The sequence below is a fragment of the Citrobacter sp. JUb117 genome (assembly GCF_024809055.1).
Taxonomy (GTDB): domain Bacteria; phylum Pseudomonadota; class Gammaproteobacteria; order Enterobacterales; family Enterobacteriaceae; genus Citrobacter; species Citrobacter gillenii.
In genome coordinates this window covers 392,907-409,874 of record NZ_JANUFB010000001.1, presented here as the reverse complement: position 1 = coordinate 409,874, position 16,968 = coordinate 392,907, and the positions used below count along the sequence as shown (strand labels likewise).

Genomic DNA, 16,968 nt, shown 5'->3' with positions numbered 1-16,968 from the left:
CCTGTTTCATTAAGCGACGGCTCACCAGTGCCGTGCAGGCCCGGTGTCAATATGCACAAAGTTACTGCGTGGGTAGTATCCTACACCACCTGCGCGCATAGATAACGCAGCTTTGCGAATATTACTTAATGCAACGCCTTCAATGTGGAAATCCATGGCCTGCCCTTTGGTGTGGTAACTTTTCTTTGCCACACCACGGCTGCGCGCGCGTAATTCGTTGTTGGTATCGACAGAACGATAGCCGGAGATCAGCTGTACGGGTTTACGCGTGCCGAGGAGGCCTTGCAGACGGAAGAGTTGATCGAACAATCCCGGATCGATGGACTTGACTTTATTCGCGCGAAAATCACGGAAAAAGTGGTTAAGTTTTGCTAATTCGTCCTGAATATAGCCCCTGCCATCAAAAAACTCAGCTTTAATTGACTCACCGGTATGCAGGTTATTCAGAGTCAATATACGCGGACGTGGGGTGGAGAGTGTAGCAAACGCAGGCGTGGGCAGGATGGCGGCGCCGAGGGCAACGCCACCAAGCGCCAGCAGTTTGCGGCGATTAGCGTCAAATTTGTCCATGGTATTAAGGTCTACAAGGTCAATGTTATCGTATGTATGCTCTAGCGCACGCGGGAAACCTTACCGGGCTAACTAGTCTGCGTCAAGGCTCCCAACCCCAGGAAATACGGGGCCTGCAGCCATTTCACCCCGTTTCCAACATAACTTACGACAATCATTTTCCTCGAACTGCTTCATTTATCTGATTAATTGTTCCACTTTTGACACAATTTGTGCACTGGATCGCGCTGTAAGATCGTAATTGTAAATATCTGTACGATATTGCGTACGCCCATCGGGTCCAACAAATGCGGTCAGATAGTAAAGATTAACCGGAATATTTTGGCGAATATTCACGTAGCGCGTATCCCCTTGTTTCAGGGCATCCGAGATCCGCGAATCATTCCAGCCCGCATCCTGTAGCAGCATATTCGCCAGTTCCGAGGCCTTATTCACGCGCACACAACCAGAGCTAAGCGCCCGCGTATCTTTCTGGAACAAATTATGATTCGGCGTATCGTGCAGATAAATAGCGTCTGAACTCGGCATATTGAATTTATAACGTCCCAACGAGTTGCGCGCACCCGGCGCTTGCTGGAAGCGGAACGGCAGATTTGACGGCGTAATCGTCGCCCAGTCCACCTGCCACGGATCGATAGTTTCTTTACTGTTCCAGCCACGCATCACGGTATACCCGTGACGTTCGAGATAGCCCGGATCGTTCCATACCTTAGGCAAAATGTCTTTGCGCGCCAGCGTCGGCGGAACGTTCCACGGTGGGTTTACGACGACGTTATTCAGCGCGCTGCTCATCATCGGCGTTTTACGGTCAGGACGTCCCACAATAACCCGTGAATCCAGCACCTGATTACCGTTTTGATAATAGACCAGCGAGTAAGCCGGAATATTAACCATAATCCCGGTAGACATCTCACCCGGCAGCAGGCGTAAACGCTGGATATTCAGTGCCAGCACACCCGCGCGCTGCGCGGGCGTCACGTTCAGCCAGTCACGCGTTGCCGGACCAATTGCACCATCGGCCCCCAATCCCTGCCATATCTGAAAACGCTTTACCGCCGCAACCAGTTCACTGTCGTAAGCACTACGCCCTTCTCGGGCAGATGTACTGACTGTCGCATCCAGCATGCCGGTGCGCTGCAAAATTTCGCGCAGGGCCGGAATATCATTACTCCATTCACCTGGGCGCAGCGTGGCTGTGCTGGTTAACTGTGGCCACGGACGTGAATCGCCCACCAGCTTCAGCAGCGATTCATGCATCGCCGCGTACTGCGGGTGCTGCGGCGTCAGACTGGCTATAAAGGGGGTTAACTGGCCGTTATCCAATGCCACCTGCCATTGATTAATCACTGAAATGGGCGGCGTAGTCAGCGCGTAAGGCTTGTCGCTGTAGAGCCAGCGATTGCCTTTGACCGGGATATTGGCAATAAAGTGAAGGTAGCCCATCATCGCGTCAGAAAGAACGGCATCCCGCGCCAGGCCCGTTACGCCTGGGTCGGTCAATAAAGCCACCCAATTGGTGAACTGCGGCTGAAAACCGGCAATCGCTACCTCGGCGAGCTGTTGCTGAAAGGCTTTGACCGCATCGCGATTTTCCCACATCGGTTTCATATCGCGGGCGGCGTACAGCAACTCCAGTTGGCTCATGTAAACCGGCGTATAACCTACTGGAAGTTGAGAACGTAATTCTGCGCGGGCATTATCCACAGACGCGCCATCCGGCAGCGCCTGAATACCCGCCATCACGGCTGTGGCGAAAGATTGTCCCTGCGGCTGCGATAACGCGGTTGGCTGCTCGCTGACGGTCGCTGAGCTGTCGCCAGGGATCATTTCAGGCTCATCGGCCTGCGCATTGAACAGCGGAGCGAATGTTACGGCCAGGCACAAACTGATTGCCGACAGCCGACGACCACACATTTTATTAAGCAACATCCCTTGCCCCCTGTTTTCTTTATCATACTTAAATAGCCAGGCCGTCTGTATTCTCCCGATTATCTCGGGGCGGGCCTGTAAAACGCCAATACGCTCTGAAGTATGACGAGCAAGCCCGGTGACGCGTCGGGCTTATCTTCAGTATATAAACATCAAATCGTTTTTGCCTAACCTAATGTAAAGAAATATAAAGAAATTACACCAGGCATTGAGTCCTTTTCAGAAAAGAAGAAGGCGGCCCTTTAGCCGCCTTCCTGACTTAACTTGCCTGTGATGAGGCATCTTCCGTTCCGGGCAGCGGTTCAGGAAGCTGCGGTGCAAACCCGCGCAGACCCACTACATGAACGTGCTCAGTATTCTGGAAGACCTTACGCACCAGTTTATAGGTGGTGCCTTTCTCCGGGCTGATGTTCTCCGGCGCGGCGATAATAAGCTGCATCTGCAAACGCTCGCACAGTTCAAACAGGGTCGCGATTGAGCGTGCATCCAGTCGTGCGGCCTCATCAAGGAACAGCAGACGACACGGGGAAATATCTTTCCCACGCAGTCTACGTCCTTCATCTTCCCAGCTTTGTACCACCATCACCAGAATCGACATCCCGGTACCGATCGCTTCACCCGTTGACAGCGCACCGGACTCAGCACGCAGCCAGCCGTCTGAACCACGGTTAACTTCAACTTCCATTTCCAGATAGTTGCGGTAGTCCAGTAGCTCTTCACCAATGGTTTGCGGCGTGCGCTGCCCCATGTCAATCTGCGGATTCAGACGCTGATACAGCTTCGCCAGCGCTTCCGAGAAGGTCAGGCGGTTGCTGTTAAACAGATCCTGGTGCTGCTCGTGCTGCTCGGACAGGACATCCAGCAACGTGGCGTGGGTTTCACGCACGTTAACGTTCAGACGAACGCTGTTAACCTGACCAAAGGAGACGTTTTGCAGACCCTGGTTCAGCATACGAATACGGTTTTGCTCGCGCTGGATAGTCTTACGGATGATGTTCGCCACGCTGCGGGAGCTGATCGCCAGCTTCTGTTCACGCGAGGTTAACTCTTCCGTCAGGCGGCTAAGCTCAATTTCCATTTGCTCGATGGCTTCCACCGGATCGTCGGTGCGGATAATATCCTGACGAATACGTTCGCGCAGATGCTGGTAGACCGCCACGAAGAACTGGATTTTGCGTTCCGGACGCTTCGGATCTTCGGACATGCGCAGTACGTCACGCAGATGTTCGTTATCCGCCACCGCCAGACGTAGCGCACCCAACGCCTTATCCGACATTGAACGTAATTCATCCCCGGAAAGATAAGCCAGCTCGCGACGGTGCAGACGACGTTCAACGCCATTGTCTTTCACCATGCGCATCACGGCGCACCATCCGGCTTTCGCCATGACCACCTGCTCACGCATTTCAAAATAATCACGTTCCAGCTTACGCAGCCTGCGGGTCAGGTTATCCATTTCCGCTTCGCAGAAGGTCAGTGCTTTTTCCAGCTGGTTACGGCGCGCACGGTTGTTGCTGAGCTGCGCGTGCAGCTCATCACGACGGATACGCGCTCGTTCTTCCGCTCCGCTGTCGGCGCGAACGCCAATATCCTGCAGCTCGCGCTGTAAATCGTTGAGCAGCTCTTTTTTGGTGTCATACGAGCTTTTCAGCGACGCCATTACCTGGCTGTACTGACTTAGCTGTGCAGCATGACTGCGCAAGGCCTCACGAGCACGAGTACGTTCAGCTTCTGCGTGCTCCAGACGTTCACGCAGCTTCTCGTTCAGATCGCTGTTACCGTTGAGCATTTCTGCCGAGTCAGAATAGCTAAAGTGCGCGCGGCGCTGGACGACTTCAGTCAGCGCAAACGCCTGCTGACGCGCGTCACGCTGCATCTGCTGCGAGTACGCGTAATCTTCTTTTAACTGTTCAAACTGCTCGGGGTCATTTTGCAGAACCGAAACCATCGGCTCCAGTTTGGCAAGCTGATTACCATGCTGCTGAACGAAACGCGCGGCCTCCTGGGCTTCATCCAGACGTTCGCGGATTTCGTCCACGCGATCAGCTAAGGTGTCGTCGGCCAGTAGATTCAAACGCGGCAACAGGCGGTTAAGGGCTGAGACGCCCTCTTTCGCCTGTTCAAACTGCATGCGTTGCTGCTGGTTATCATTTTCATGATTGGTCAGCGCACGCTCCAGCTCAACACGGCGGCTGTTCAGTTGGCGAATTTCCGCCTCGGGATCGGACTCAAACGCCACCGACAGATGGCTGCCGATAAAGCGGCTAAACGCCTGGTGCAGACGTTGCGTTTTCTGGACGTCAAACGAGAGCGTGGCGAAGCGTTCGGACAGCCCTTCACGTTCGACATGCAGGGTTTCTATGCGGCTTTCCCGCGCGGCGCGACCAAAAATCGGTACCGTCGGGAAGCGAGAATAACGCCACTGACGCTCGGCGGTTTTCACCACCACCGCGCCTTCCAGTTCATCCACGCTGAAGACGCTGTCATCAAACGACTGCGGGTCCCCTTCGATGAAATAGAGATCTTCCGGGCAATCCGTCAGTCCAGACAGCTGTTCGGTGACCAGTGACAGATCCGGGACCACGATGGCATGGCGCGACGGGCCATACAGCGCGGAGAAGTACGGGGCATCTTCAAGGCTGACGTCATCGTAGATTTCTGACAGCAGCACGCCACCAAAACGTTCGGCCAGTGCGTTGAGGCGCTGATCTTCTGCGCCCCCCGGCTGACTTAAGCGTTCTATCTCTTCATCTACCGCGTTTTTACGTGCGCCGACTTCATCACGCTCAACAATGGCTTCGCGTTCGCGCTCCAGCAGTTGTTGCAGATATTCGGTGACCTCTTGGCTGGAGGTAAACTCTTCACCGCACTGCTCGCTGAGCTGGTTGAGGCTATTTTGCGCCGCCAGCCAGACAGGGGCTCGTTGCATTAAATGCTGAATACGGGATTGCAGTTGTTCCTGCTCCTGACGCAGGGTCATACGCTGTTCGCTGGCAGACGACACGCTATCAGACAAGGACGCGATGCGGGCTTCCAGCTCCTGGTGCAGGGCTTCGAGCTCGTCGATGTCGAAGTGTTTACCCTGACGCTTACAGAATTCAGCCAGCAAACGCTCGGCCTCCTGCTGTTCGCGCAGACGCTGTTCCAGCTCGCTCAGCCGCATGCGCAGCGGCTGAGCCTGCTCCGCCAGATGCCGTTGCTCAACGCCTTCACGCAGCAGCTCACGCGCCACGCTCCAGGCTTCGCCGCGCGCCAGCGGGCCGTTAATCGCCACCACCAGCTGATAGGCTTGTTCGAACTGGCTGTGCGCGGTTTGCGCCACGCTCATTTTTTGTTCGAGCGTCAGTAGTTTTTCCGTGGCTTCCTGCTCTTTCGCCTGGAAGGTTTCCAGCCACTCCGCTGCGGAGTCTGGCGTCAGATCCGGTAAATGACAGATCTCTTTGGCCCGGCTCAGTGCCTGAATCGCCTGAGTATACTGAATCGCACGCGTTTGCTGGACGTCCAGCGCCTGCTGATAATCGGCAAGCTGGTTTTTCAGCTCATCCACTTCCAGCTCGGCGGCTTCCGCCCGCGCTTCGTTATCTTCCTGGCGATCGGCGGCTTCCGCCACCACTTCATTTTGTTCTTCGAGACGGATCTGTAACTCTTCGAGATCCGCTTCATAACGTTCAATTTTTTCCTGCTGACGCAGCGCGGTTTGCACCAGATTCAGGTGATCGCTGGCCGCCTGATAATCGGCTTCAAGGTCGCCTTCGGCGCCATTATGTTCGCCCAGCTCACGCGCCATATCCACGTGCTTATACTGCTCTGCCGCCAGTTGTTTACGTGACGTGTGCAGCTCACGACGATATTCCAGCGCTTTATCCAGGTGAATACGACGTTCGTTGGCATGGCGCATATAATCCGCCGCCACGTAGTTGGTCGCTTCGCTGATCAGGTGCTTAAACAGGTCGCGGTCAGACTGGGTCACGCGTATGGCTTCCAGCGTCATGCGGTTTTCACGCAGCGCGGCTTCCATATCCTGGAACGCTTTACGCACCCCGCCGTTTTCCGGCAGCAGGTAGTCACGAAGCGAACGGGTGATGGCGCTGGAAATCCCGCCATAAAGCGAGGCTTCAATCAGACGATAGAATTTGCTTCGATCGGAAGCGGAACGCAGACGACGAGCGATGATGCCCAAATCGAACATCAGCGAGTGATAATCCGTTATCGAGTTGAATTGCTTAAACTGGACGCCTTCCATCTCCTCAAGCTTATCTTTCAGCTCTGCAAGAGACAGGACGCGCGCTTGACGCTCGTTCAACGTTTCTGTGACCAGTTCGGTTGGCTGTACCGACATCGGCAGCCCCTGAATGGCGAACGGTTTGATATCCACTTTACGATCGCGCCCGGCGACCTGTTGCAAGCGCACGCCAACCACTACGCGTTGATGACGCGAATTCAGGACGTCGAGCATCGAGTAACAGACACCCGCTTTGAGCTTACCGTGCAGGCCTTTATCACGCGATCCGCTAGTCGCACCGGCTTCGGTGGTATTACGGAAATGCAGTAAGGTTAAGTCCGGAATCAGTGCCGTAACAAATGCCGCCATAGTGGTGGATTTACCGGCACCGTTTCCGCCGGACAACGTGGTAACCAGTTCATCCAGGTCAAACGTGCGGGCAAAAAAACCATTCCAGTTGATCAGCGTTAGTGAGCGAAATTTACCGCGTTCAATCATTATTCTTCCTCTCCACTGTCCGGCTGATTCTCTTCTGGCTCATCGTTGAGTTGCAGATTATTCTCGACCGACATCGCCTCACCATCACGAATTAAACGACGCTGCGCTTCGCGCGGATCGTCACCGCTGCGCACATCCGCGCCAAAGCGGAACACCGATTCCGTAATGCGGAATTTGCTACTGTCATGGCCCATAAACCACACCATGCCTAAGCGGCGCAGGCGGTTTAATGAAGAACGTACTTTTTCCTGCAGCTTCTGACGGTCAACGTCCGAGCCGGTGGAGCGGTTATTCACCAGCCTGAGCAATTTAGCTTCGTCCGCCAACGTCAGCAGTTCGTCGTACAGTTCTTGCTGGGTAAAAATCCCTTCATTGGCCAGACGTTCCGGGCTGAGATAGAGATAGCAAAGAATTTTACCAACCATCATGTCCAGTTCAGACAATACTGAGCGCGGAATAAGCGTGGTCGAGCGCGGACGAAGGTAGAAAAAACCCTCCGGGGCGCGAATGAGCTCCACGTTATAGCGGCTGTAAAATTCTTCAAAATATTCCTGAAAGTCCATCAGGAAGGCATGATTGTCCAGCTCATCCAGCCCGATATGTCGACCCGAACGTAATGCGCTGTCCAGCGCCGGAAATAACGGATTCGCCAGCGCCTGCGCCAGCTTAACCGGCATCACTTTTTCAATATTTGTCAATGACATGCGCCTGTACCTTGGCTCCGTAATCATTAATCGGCTGCCATTTGGCTGGCAGTCCGGTGAAATCTGCTTGCGCTACGCCAAGGCGTACCGCCTGATCGATAACAATACGCGCAACGTCGAAGTGACGCGCGCGCGGATATTGCGCCAGATACTCGCGCACTACCAAACCGAGATCCAGTGGCGTTTGTCTGGATTTATAGATAGCCAACTGTTCTTCGATGATCGCTGCCAGCTGTTCACGGATCTCGTTAAATTCTTCATACTCAAGGTCCGGCGGCAGTTCCCCAGTGACCTCTTCATCACGCAACACCATCTCTTCGTCACGCATGTCCAGCAGACGATCGGCATTGGCATAGGTCAACGCCCACGGATCGTCAAAGTAAGTCTGGACAGACTGGCGCAAACGCTGAGCAAAGACGCGGTTTTTATCCATATCAATCGCGGTACGGATGAATTTATGCACGTGGCGATCGTAGCCGATCCACAGATCGATGGATTGCTGACCCCAGCTTATAATACGGTCAAGCTTGCTCTGTAAGTCGAACACCAGACGGTCAACGAAATGCAGATCGTCATGGGTCATGGTGGAGTCCTGAATACGCAGCAGGTTAGCCTGTAGCTTATCCCCCGCTGCTTCCAGCGTGTCCTGCAGTTCACGCAGCGTGCCGGAGGTTTCAGACAGCAGCATTTCGCAGCTGGAAATCGCCGCCCGCCAGTCTTTATTCAGCAATTGGGCAATGTCGTCTTTCACCTGCTGCTGCTGCTCATCCATAATGCGCTGCGTCAGGTCGATGCTGTCGAAGATTTCCGCCACCGAATATTTCAGCGGTGCGTACACATTGCGGTGCCAGTGGAACTCATCGCCGCCTTCTTCGGCCGCATCTGCCGCGCGCTTCAGTTCCCCAGCCACAATTGAGAGCTGCATGGAAAGGCGCAGCGTCGAGAACTCACGCTGGCGGATGTAATAATCGGTGATGCCAATCCCCAATGGCGTCAGACGATAAATGGCGTTTCCTTCCGCCTGCTCGCTGGTAAAGCGGTTCAGCAGACGTTGACGCACCATATCGTTGATCGCGTTGTTGGCGCGCACGCCGATGGTTTCGCTGGTTTGCTCAAACGCATCACTGACATGGCGGAATGCATCCACCAGTTCGCCTTCACTCATCTCACCGTCAAGCCGCTCACCGTTCAGCGTAGCCACAGCCAGCAGAAAAGAAAGTCTGTCTACCGGCAGAGAGATGGAAAAGTCATTTTTTCTGGCCCAGGCAACCAGTTCGGGGACTGTCTGGGAAAATTCACTCATAGGTTATCCTTGCATCTGCGGTTTGCGCGCGGTGACATGAATATAACGCCCAAGGCTGATAAACGGCTCCTGGCGACAATAGCGCGTTTCTATTTCTGTTAAAGCGTCAAAACAGTCATGCTGTTTTTGTTTATCACGCAGATAATCATGAAACACCCTCACGCCCGTTTTACCGGTTATCTCCCAGCCGATCTCCTCCAGCCAGCCATAGACTTGCTGAGGGTCGCGCGGGAAATCGGGAGACAACGTGCGCCGTTTCTTTTTATACATTCCCTGCTGTACATAGCCGAAATTACCGACCAACACATTACGCATCAACAGACCGTTTGCATTGTAGAACATCAGCGATAAAGCACCGCCCGGGCGTAACATCGACCACAGTGTTTTTAAGACCGCTTGCGGGTCAGCCACCCATTCCAGCACAGCATGAAACAATATCAGATCAACCTGAGAATCCAAATGCTGCGGAATGTCCTGAGCGGCACAATGTATAAAATGCATGTTGTCGCTCACACCTTGCTCTTCTGCCGCTCGTTGCGCTCGCGCCACCATTTCAGCAGAAAGATCGCACAAGGTGACGTGATGGCCCCGCTGCGCCATCAGAATGGCTGTCTGCCCTTCTCCGCCACCCGCATCAAGCACACGCAACGTTTGGCCCGCGTAGTCGGCAAGCAGCGTGTCCAGATCCTGCCAGAGGATCGTCTGACGAAGCTGACCTTTGGTGGTACCGTAAATGTTACGGGAAAACTTCTCGGCAATATCATCAAAATTGCGATCCCGCATCGCGCACTCCACATGCTGGCTTAAGGGTGACTAAGTAAAACCGCTATTTTGTCACACCCACGCCGAGAATGAACCTTTCTGGTGTAATATCCCTGCTGATCTTCTGCTGTATGGTTAAAAAAGGAACCAAAAAGGATGCTTTTTACGCTGAAGAAAGTGATTGGCGGTATGATGCTGCCGCTTCCGTTGATGCTGCTGGTGATGGGGATAGGGCTGGCGCTAGTGTGGTTTAGTCGCTTTCAGAAAACAGGGAAAGTGTGTATTAGCCTTAGCTGGCTGGCACTTTTGTTGCTCAGCTTGCAGCCCGTCGCCGATAGTCTGCTAAAACCGATTGAGGATACCTATCCCACCTGGGAGGATACGCAGAAAGTCGAGTTTGTTGTGGTACTGGGCGGAGGTTATACCTGGAACCCGCAATGGGCGCCGAGTTCAAATCTTATCAATAATAGCCTTCCGCGCCTCAATGAAGGTCTGCGCCTGTGGCGAGCCAATCCGGGATCGAAACTTATCTTTACTGGTGCTGCAGCTAAGACCAATCCCGTCAGCACTGCTGAAGTTGGTGCCCGAGTGGCGCAATCACTGGGGGTTCCCCGCAGTGAGATAATTACCCTGGATGAACCTAAAGATACCGAAGAAGAAGCCGCCGCAGTGAAAAAAACAATCGGTGACGCGCCATTCCTGCTGGTGACCTCCGCATCACATTTACCGCGCGCGATGATCTTCTTCCAGCAGGCCGGACTGCATCCGCTACCAGCACCCGCTAATCAACTGGCGATAGACTCTCCGCTGAACCCGTGGGAGCGCGCCATTCCGTCCCCCGTCTGGCTGATGCACAGCGATCGCGTCGGCTACGAAACGCTGGGAAGGATCTGGCAGTGGTTGAAGGGCTCATCAGGCGAGCCAGGGCAACAGTGATTTGGTTGCCAGATCAAAGTTAGACCGACTGAAACGCCCGGTATTGACCAACTGGGCGACTTCATCCCACAACACATACAGCCAGCGTCGCCAGATGAACGACTCCGCCACGGGCGCGCGTTGCAGATATTGCCACAACAGGCTTTCCGCCAGCGCATTATCCATCAGCCGGAACAGCTCAAACTCTCTTGGCGCCCAGAGCATTAATCCCGGCCCGACCATTGCCAGGAGCTGATCGCTACGAGCATCTTTGAGCATACTGCGCAAACTGAAATTGCCGTGGATCAGAACGCAGTTATCGTTAAAACCTTCGAACAGGCTGGGCAGGCACTCTCGGGTACGAAACAAAATCCGTTTGTCCTGCATCGTTAACCCGGTATTGCTGAACTGGTTGAGGGTGCTCCACAACACCTCCACACGTTGACGATACCAGGATGGCCAGAAATTTTCCTGGGTATTATCCACCTCACCAACACATCCGCGACTGTCCTGGCGATGCCATGACAGCATACCTTCTACAATCTGATCTTTTAAATGTTCCCAACGCTCGGGCGTTCTGGCAGGTGCTTCCACCGGCACGCCGCGTAAGCGCTCAAGTAGCAGCACGTCCGGGCCAGGATGTTCCTCGTGCGTCAGGACACCATAAATGACCGGCATACGTACCGTACCACTGCGCGCCAGCATGGACGTTTTCCATGCCAGCTGCTGTGCCATACCCGGCGTAGTGAAACTTCTCGCCATCAGCGGCATCGGGTTTCCCTGGCTGTCATACAATGCCCACAGCGCTGTATCCGCTTTTTCATTCACGCATTCTATACGACTGAGTTTTTCACCCAGTAAATGACTGAGTTCGGCACGCAACTGTTCCATTTCAGATGGCCCTCATAAATGCGACTGCTTTCATAATGAGCGTCGTGCAGACGGATGTCACCCGGATGAGATCAATTGATGAACAGAAAAGTGGAAGAAAAGAATCAAGATACGACACTCCTCCCACTAATACTCGTCAGATATCAATCTGTAGTGAGGGGAGTGTGATTAGAAAAACTAACGCATTTCGGCGCGAACGCGCTCGAGATCTTCGGCGGTATCAACACCTGTGCCGGGTACTTCTTTTGCCACAGCAACGTGAATTTTTTCGCCGTACCACAGTACGCGGAGCTGCTCCAGCATTTCAATATGCTCAAGCGGACTCGGCTGCCAATTAACATAGCGACGGATAAAACCGGCGCGATAGCCATAAATCCCCAGGTGACGCAGGAAAGTATCACCGACGGTTTCAAGACTTTTGGCAAAACGATCGCGATCCCAGGGAATAGTTGCCCGTGAGAAATAGAGCGCATAACCTTCCGAATCCAGTACCACTTTTACCGCATTAGGATTAAAGGCTTCTTCCGTGGTGTGGATCGGCGCGGCAAGCGTTGCCATACCGACCTGCCGCTGCGCCAGGTTCTCTGCTACCTGCCGAATAATGACCGCCGGGATCATCGGCTCATCACCCTGCACGTTCACAATAACGGTATCGTCGCTAAAACCACATTTCTCGACGACTTCCGCCAGGCGCTCCGTTCCGGACTGGTGATCGGCGCGCGTCATGCACACTTCTCCACCCACCGCTTCGACTGCGCGAGCAACATCTTCATGATCGGTAGCAACAATAATGCGATCGGCACCGGACTCGCGCGCACGCTCCAGAACATGCACGATCATCGGTTTGCCGTTGATATCCAGCAGTGGCTTACCGGGCAGGCGCGTAGACGCATAGCGCGCGGGAATAATGACCACAAAACTCATGATTTACTCTCATCCGCCGTCAGGGCGCGAGCTTCCGTTTCCAGCAACACGGGAATACCGTCTCGCAGTGGGAACGCCAGGTTATCCGGCTTACAAATAAGTTCCTGTTTTTCCTGGTTGTACCAGAGTTTTCCATTGCATACCGGGCAGGCAATAATTTCAAGCAGACGATGATCCATAGTTCCTCCAGATGGACCGGATTGTGAATCCGTAAATATTAACATATTCGTTTAGCGGGCTGGGGCTATTTCCCAGCCATCACGGCAGTCGACAAATAAACTGTCAGGATAGCGTCCCAGCGTAACGCGTGTCGCCTGTTGCCAGCGCGCAAAATCATCGATGGCCTGGAACACGCCCCTTTGCAGGGTAATTCCCGGTTTGACGCCATCCTGCAACCATAGTGAGATAATCTCCAGCACGCCCGTTTTACGGTGCATTTTAGCATCCATACGCCCCACCAGTTGCCCACGATGCAGCAAAGGCAAAACAAAATAGCCGTACTGCCGTTTCGGCGCTGGCGTATAGCACTCCAGCCGATAGTTAAAATCAAACAACTGCTCCGCGCGTTTACGATCCCAGACCACCGGGTCAAAGGGAGATAACACAGCACTGTGGGTGGCGGTTAATTTGCCCGCCTTTGCCTGTTCAAGCAATGGTAGAAGATCGCTATGGAGCCACATAGGCCCCAACCTTTCGACATCGACAGGGATGATTTTCCGTTGCTCTGCGCGCACATCACGCCAGTTTTTGAGTTCTGGACGCTTCAATCGATAGTAGTCCGCCAGCCACGGTTCGCGGAAAATACCGAGGCTGCGCGCACTGTTGTCCAGCATGGCCGTTTCCGCTTGCGTCTGCGAAAGCAAGTCTCGTTCATCATCCCAGTGCGGCATAACCCGATGCGTTACATCATAGACCCGCTGGAAATTACGCCGCTCCACCACCATCACCCTACCGGCGGTGAACAGTCCTTCAAGATGACGTTTCTGCGGCTTCCATTCCCACCACCCGCTGGTTCCCTTGCGCGGATGCTCAAAATCGGCTGAACGCACCGGTCCATTTTGCTGAATGTGATGAAGCAATTGTTCAATCTCATGGACATGCTCTTGCATCCAGGCGGCTTTGTACTTCCAGCCCATATTCTCTGGGGCAAGCATACGATGGCGAATCAGCATAAAGTCGCTGCGCGGTAAGAAGCACGCCTCATGCGCCCAATATTCCATCAACTCGCCACGTAGTAGCGAGTCATCCAGCCACTGCGGGGAATAGTCGCCCAGGCGACTGAACAGCACCAGATAAGGGCTACGCGCGACAATATTAATGGTGTCTATTTGCAGTAAAGACATGCGCGTAATGGTCGCGAGAATATCTGCCGGGGTCGCCTGACGACGTGTTTTTTTCAGCAGGCCCTGTGCTGCCAGGTGAAGATGACGGGCATCCGTCAGAGAAAGGTGCGGCAACGACATGGATAACCTCATCAATCAGTCGCTGCCGCAGCGTGAAATCGTTAACGAGCCAGCGAGGTTAATCTATCAAGTAATACGTCAGGCTGGTCACCCGACAGATGCGCATCAACAGGGAGGTACCACCAGTTATCCTCGGCAAAGGCGCGACATTTCACCGCGTCTTTTTCCGTCATCACCAGCGTTTGTCCGGCAACTAATAATGCACTGACGTCACTGTAGGTCAGAGACTGATGGTCTGCCAATGGGACACATTTCTGTGGGTTAGCCCCGCATGCCGCCAGGGTGGCAAAGAAACGCGGGGGATGGCCAATCCCTGCCATAGCAACAATATTGGGTAACAGCGCAACGTCGCAGCGTTCGCCGGTGCGTAAATTAACGGCCAGCCCCGGCTCAAGGTGCATCGGAATTTCTCCCGCCTGCGGGATACCGCCGTTGACGATAGCCGCATCCACAGATTTAAGCCGATCCGCTCGCTCCCGCATAGGCCCCGCGGGAAGCCACCAGCCGTTGCCAAACCGACGTTCGCCGTCAATCACCACGATTTCAACATCGCGCGCCAGGGCATAATGCTGCAGACCATCGTCCGTGACGATAATCTGCACGTCATGATGAGCAAGAATGGCTTTTACCGCATCGGCTCTTACCGGAGAAACAGCAACCGGCACGCCGGTACGCTGAAAGATCAGTACCGGTTCATCGCCCGCTTCTGCCGTCGTGGTGTCCGCCGTCAGCAACAGCGGGTACGCCTGCGCTTTTCCGCCATAGCCGCGAGAAACTACGCCCACACGAATGCCGCGTTGCTGCAGGTGTTCAACCAACCAAATAACGACTGGCGTTTTACCATTGCCGCCAGCTGTAAGGTTTCCAACTACTACAACCGGCACCGGTGCGCGCCATGCACGTTTAAGCCCAAGCGTATAGCATAAGCGGATCACCCCGCTCACCAGACCATATAGCCAGGAGAGCGGAAGTAACAACCGCCACAGCGGCGATTCACCGGACCAGATACGCGCGATCATTGACCAAATTGCATTTTGTGTAATTGCGCATACACACCGCGCTGTTCAAGCAGTTCGCTATGGGTGCCGCGTTCAACAATCAGCCCGTCTTCCACAACGACAATCTCATCCGCCTGTTCGATGGTCGAAAGACGGTGCGCAATGACCAGCGAGGTGCGGTTTTTCTGCAGTTCATCAAGAGCCGCCTGGATAGCGCGTTCGGATTCGGTATCCAGCGCCGACGTCGCTTCATCCAGGATCAGGATCGGGCTGTCGCGTAGCAAGGCACGGGCGATAGCAATACGCTGGCGCTGACCGCCGGAAAGCAGCACGCCGTTCTCGCCGATGACCGTATCCAGACCATCATCCATCTTGTTGATGAAGTCCATGGCGTAGGCCATACGCGCCGCTTCTTCAATCTGTTCGCGGCTGTAGATATCCGTACGTGCGTAAGCGATGTTATTGGCAACCGTGTCGTTAAACAGGTGCACGTTCTGCGAGACCAGCGCAACCTGATCGCGCAAGGACGCCAGGGTATATTCACGCAGATCGTGTCCGTCCATCAGAATTTGCCCTTCATCAATGTCATAGAAGCGCGTAATCAGACTGGCGATGGTGGATTTACCTGAACCTGAACGCCCAACCAGCGCAACGGTTTTTCCTGCCGGAATATGCAGGTTGATGTTACGCAGTGCAGGCACTTCACGACCCGGATAGGTAAAGGTGACGTTACGGAACTCTAAATCGCCGGTCGCACGTTCGATAACGCGTTTACCTTCGTCTTTTTCCTGTTCGCTATCCAGAATAGTGAACAAGGTCTGGCACGCCGCCATACCACGTTGGAACTGGGCGTTGACGTTAGTCAGAGACTTCAGTGGACGCATCAGAGCGATCATTGAGGAGAAGACCACCGTGATGGTCCCTGCCGTCAGGTTTTCCATGACGCTGGGGAAACTGGCTGCATACAATACGAAAGCCAGCGCCAACGACGCAATCAACTGAATGATTGGATCGGAGATAGAAGACGCGGAAACCATCTTCATGCCCTGTAAACGCATCTTGTTACTGACTTTATCAAAACGTTTGGTTTCGACTTCCTGACCACCAAAAATCAAGACTTCTTTGTGGCCTTTCAGCATCTGCTCCGCACTGGTCGTCACTTGCCCCATAGTGTTTTGCATATTCTTACTGATGCTACGGAAACGCTTGGAAACCACGCGGATCGCAATCGACACAATGGGTGCCAGCACAATCAGAATTAATGACAGCTGCCAGCTGTAATAAAACATCATGATAAACAGGCCAATAATCGAGGCCCCTTCACGCACTACGGTGATCAGTGCGCCAGAAGACGATGACGCAACTTGCTCTGAATCATAGGTAATACGAGACAGTAACGTACCGGTTGATTGTTTATCAAAAAAAGCGACGGGCATGCCCATCATATGACCAAACAGGCGGCGGCGTATGGTCATTACCACTTTGCCTGACACCCAGGAAATACAGTAGCTGGAGACGTAGCTGGTTAAGCCACGTACTACCATCAGTCCAATGACCACCAGTGGCATCCACATCAGCACCGAGCGATCGGCTTTACCAAAACCATCATCCAGTAATGGTTTAAGGAGCGATAGCATGAAGGTATCGCTGGCCGCGTTCAGGACTAACGCTATACCCGCCACGATCAGACCCGATTTAAAAGGCGCTATGGTCGGCCATAGTCGGCGAAACGTCTGCCACGTAGAGAGATCTTTATCGTTATGCATTCAAAAAACCAGCATTTGTTAGA

13 protein-coding genes are annotated in these 16,968 nt (G+C 53.9%); 1 reads left to right on the top strand and 12 read right to left on the bottom strand.

Annotated features, from left to right (window positions below; translation table 11 throughout):
* Positions 1 to 21: 21 nt before the first annotated feature.
* From M2374_RS01900 to cmoM, 6 genes are all read right to left on the bottom strand, one after another.
* Positions 22 to 570 carry a YcbK family protein gene (locus tag M2374_RS01900; RefSeq protein ID WP_096757664.1) on the bottom strand — a complete coding sequence of 183 codons (549 nt, stop codon included), beginning with the start codon at positions 568 to 570 and terminating at the stop codon, positions 22 to 24.
* A 177-nt stretch (positions 571 to 747) separates the two neighbouring features.
* On the bottom strand, positions 748 to 2,499 hold the full coding sequence (gene ldtD, locus M2374_RS01895; protein ID WP_181688317.1) for a L,D-transpeptidase: 1,752 nt from the start codon (positions 2,497 to 2,499) through the stop codon (positions 748 to 750).
* A 259-nt stretch (positions 2,500 to 2,758) separates the two neighbouring features.
* On the bottom strand, positions 2,759 to 7,219 hold the full coding sequence (mukB, locus tag M2374_RS01890) for a chromosome partition protein MukB (protein ID WP_181688318.1): 4,461 nt from the start codon (positions 7,217 to 7,219) through the stop codon (positions 2,759 to 2,761).
* The gene (gene mukE / locus M2374_RS01885) at positions 7,219 to 7,923 is read right to left on the bottom strand and encodes a chromosome partition protein MukE (protein ID WP_096757667.1); all 705 of its coding nucleotides are present in this window, start codon (positions 7,921 to 7,923) and stop codon (positions 7,219 to 7,221) included. The genes mukB and mukE overlap by 1 nt, the downstream gene beginning before the upstream one ends.
* On the bottom strand, positions 7,904 to 9,226 hold the full coding sequence (gene mukF, locus M2374_RS01880; RefSeq protein WP_096757668.1) for a chromosome partition protein MukF: 1,323 nt from the start codon (positions 9,224 to 9,226) through the stop codon (positions 7,904 to 7,906). The genes mukE and mukF overlap by 20 nt, the downstream gene beginning before the upstream one ends.
* A 3-nt stretch (positions 9,227 to 9,229) precedes the next feature.
* Positions 9,230 to 10,009 carry a tRNA uridine 5-oxyacetic acid(34) methyltransferase CmoM gene (gene cmoM, locus M2374_RS01875; RefSeq protein WP_096757669.1) on the bottom strand — a complete coding sequence of 260 codons (780 nt, stop codon included), beginning with the start codon at positions 10,007 to 10,009 and terminating at the stop codon, positions 9,230 to 9,232.
* 135 nt (positions 10,010 to 10,144) lie between these two features.
* Here cmoM and elyC point away from each other — a divergent pair, with 135 nt between their 5' ends.
* Complete coding sequence (gene elyC, locus M2374_RS01870) at positions 10,145 to 10,924, top strand: envelope biogenesis factor ElyC (protein ID WP_153880174.1); 780 nt, start codon at positions 10,145 to 10,147, stop codon at positions 10,922 to 10,924.
* On the opposite strand, the gene M2374_RS01865 is transcribed toward elyC, so the two are convergent.
* The 6 genes from M2374_RS01865 to msbA form a co-directional block, all read right to left on the bottom strand.
* Positions 10,901 to 11,794, bottom strand: a complete 894-nt coding sequence (locus M2374_RS01865) for a YcbJ family phosphotransferase (protein ID WP_096757672.1) — start codon at positions 11,792 to 11,794, stop codon at positions 10,901 to 10,903. The genes elyC and M2374_RS01865 overlap by 24 nt on opposite strands.
* 177 nt (positions 11,795 to 11,971) lie before the next feature.
* On the bottom strand, positions 11,972 to 12,718 hold the full coding sequence (gene kdsB, locus M2374_RS01860; protein ID WP_117341716.1) for a 3-deoxy-manno-octulosonate cytidylyltransferase: 747 nt from the start codon (positions 12,716 to 12,718) through the stop codon (positions 11,972 to 11,974).
* Positions 12,715 to 12,897: a protein YcaR gene (gene ycaR, locus M2374_RS01855; protein WP_096757674.1), complete on the bottom strand. Its 183-nt coding sequence runs from the start codon at positions 12,895 to 12,897 to the stop codon at positions 12,715 to 12,717. The genes kdsB and ycaR overlap by 4 nt, the downstream gene beginning before the upstream one ends.
* 51 nt (positions 12,898 to 12,948) lie before the next feature.
* Positions 12,949 to 14,181 carry a winged helix-turn-helix domain-containing protein gene (locus M2374_RS01850; RefSeq protein WP_181688319.1) on the bottom strand — a complete coding sequence of 411 codons (1,233 nt, stop codon included), beginning with the start codon at positions 14,179 to 14,181 and terminating at the stop codon, positions 12,949 to 12,951.
* A gap of 41 nt (positions 14,182 to 14,222) precedes the next feature.
* Positions 14,223 to 15,200 (bottom strand): tetraacyldisaccharide 4'-kinase, encoded by a 978-nt coding sequence (gene lpxK, locus M2374_RS01845; protein WP_181688320.1) that lies wholly within the window; start codon positions 15,198 to 15,200, stop codon positions 14,223 to 14,225.
* Positions 15,197 to 16,945 carry a lipid A ABC transporter ATP-binding protein/permease MsbA gene (gene msbA, locus M2374_RS01840; RefSeq protein ID WP_115258941.1) on the bottom strand — a complete coding sequence of 583 codons (1,749 nt, stop codon included), beginning with the start codon at positions 16,943 to 16,945 and terminating at the stop codon, positions 15,197 to 15,199. Before msbA ends, lpxK begins: the two co-directional genes overlap by 4 nt.
* Positions 16,946 to 16,968: the final 23 nt, after the last annotated feature.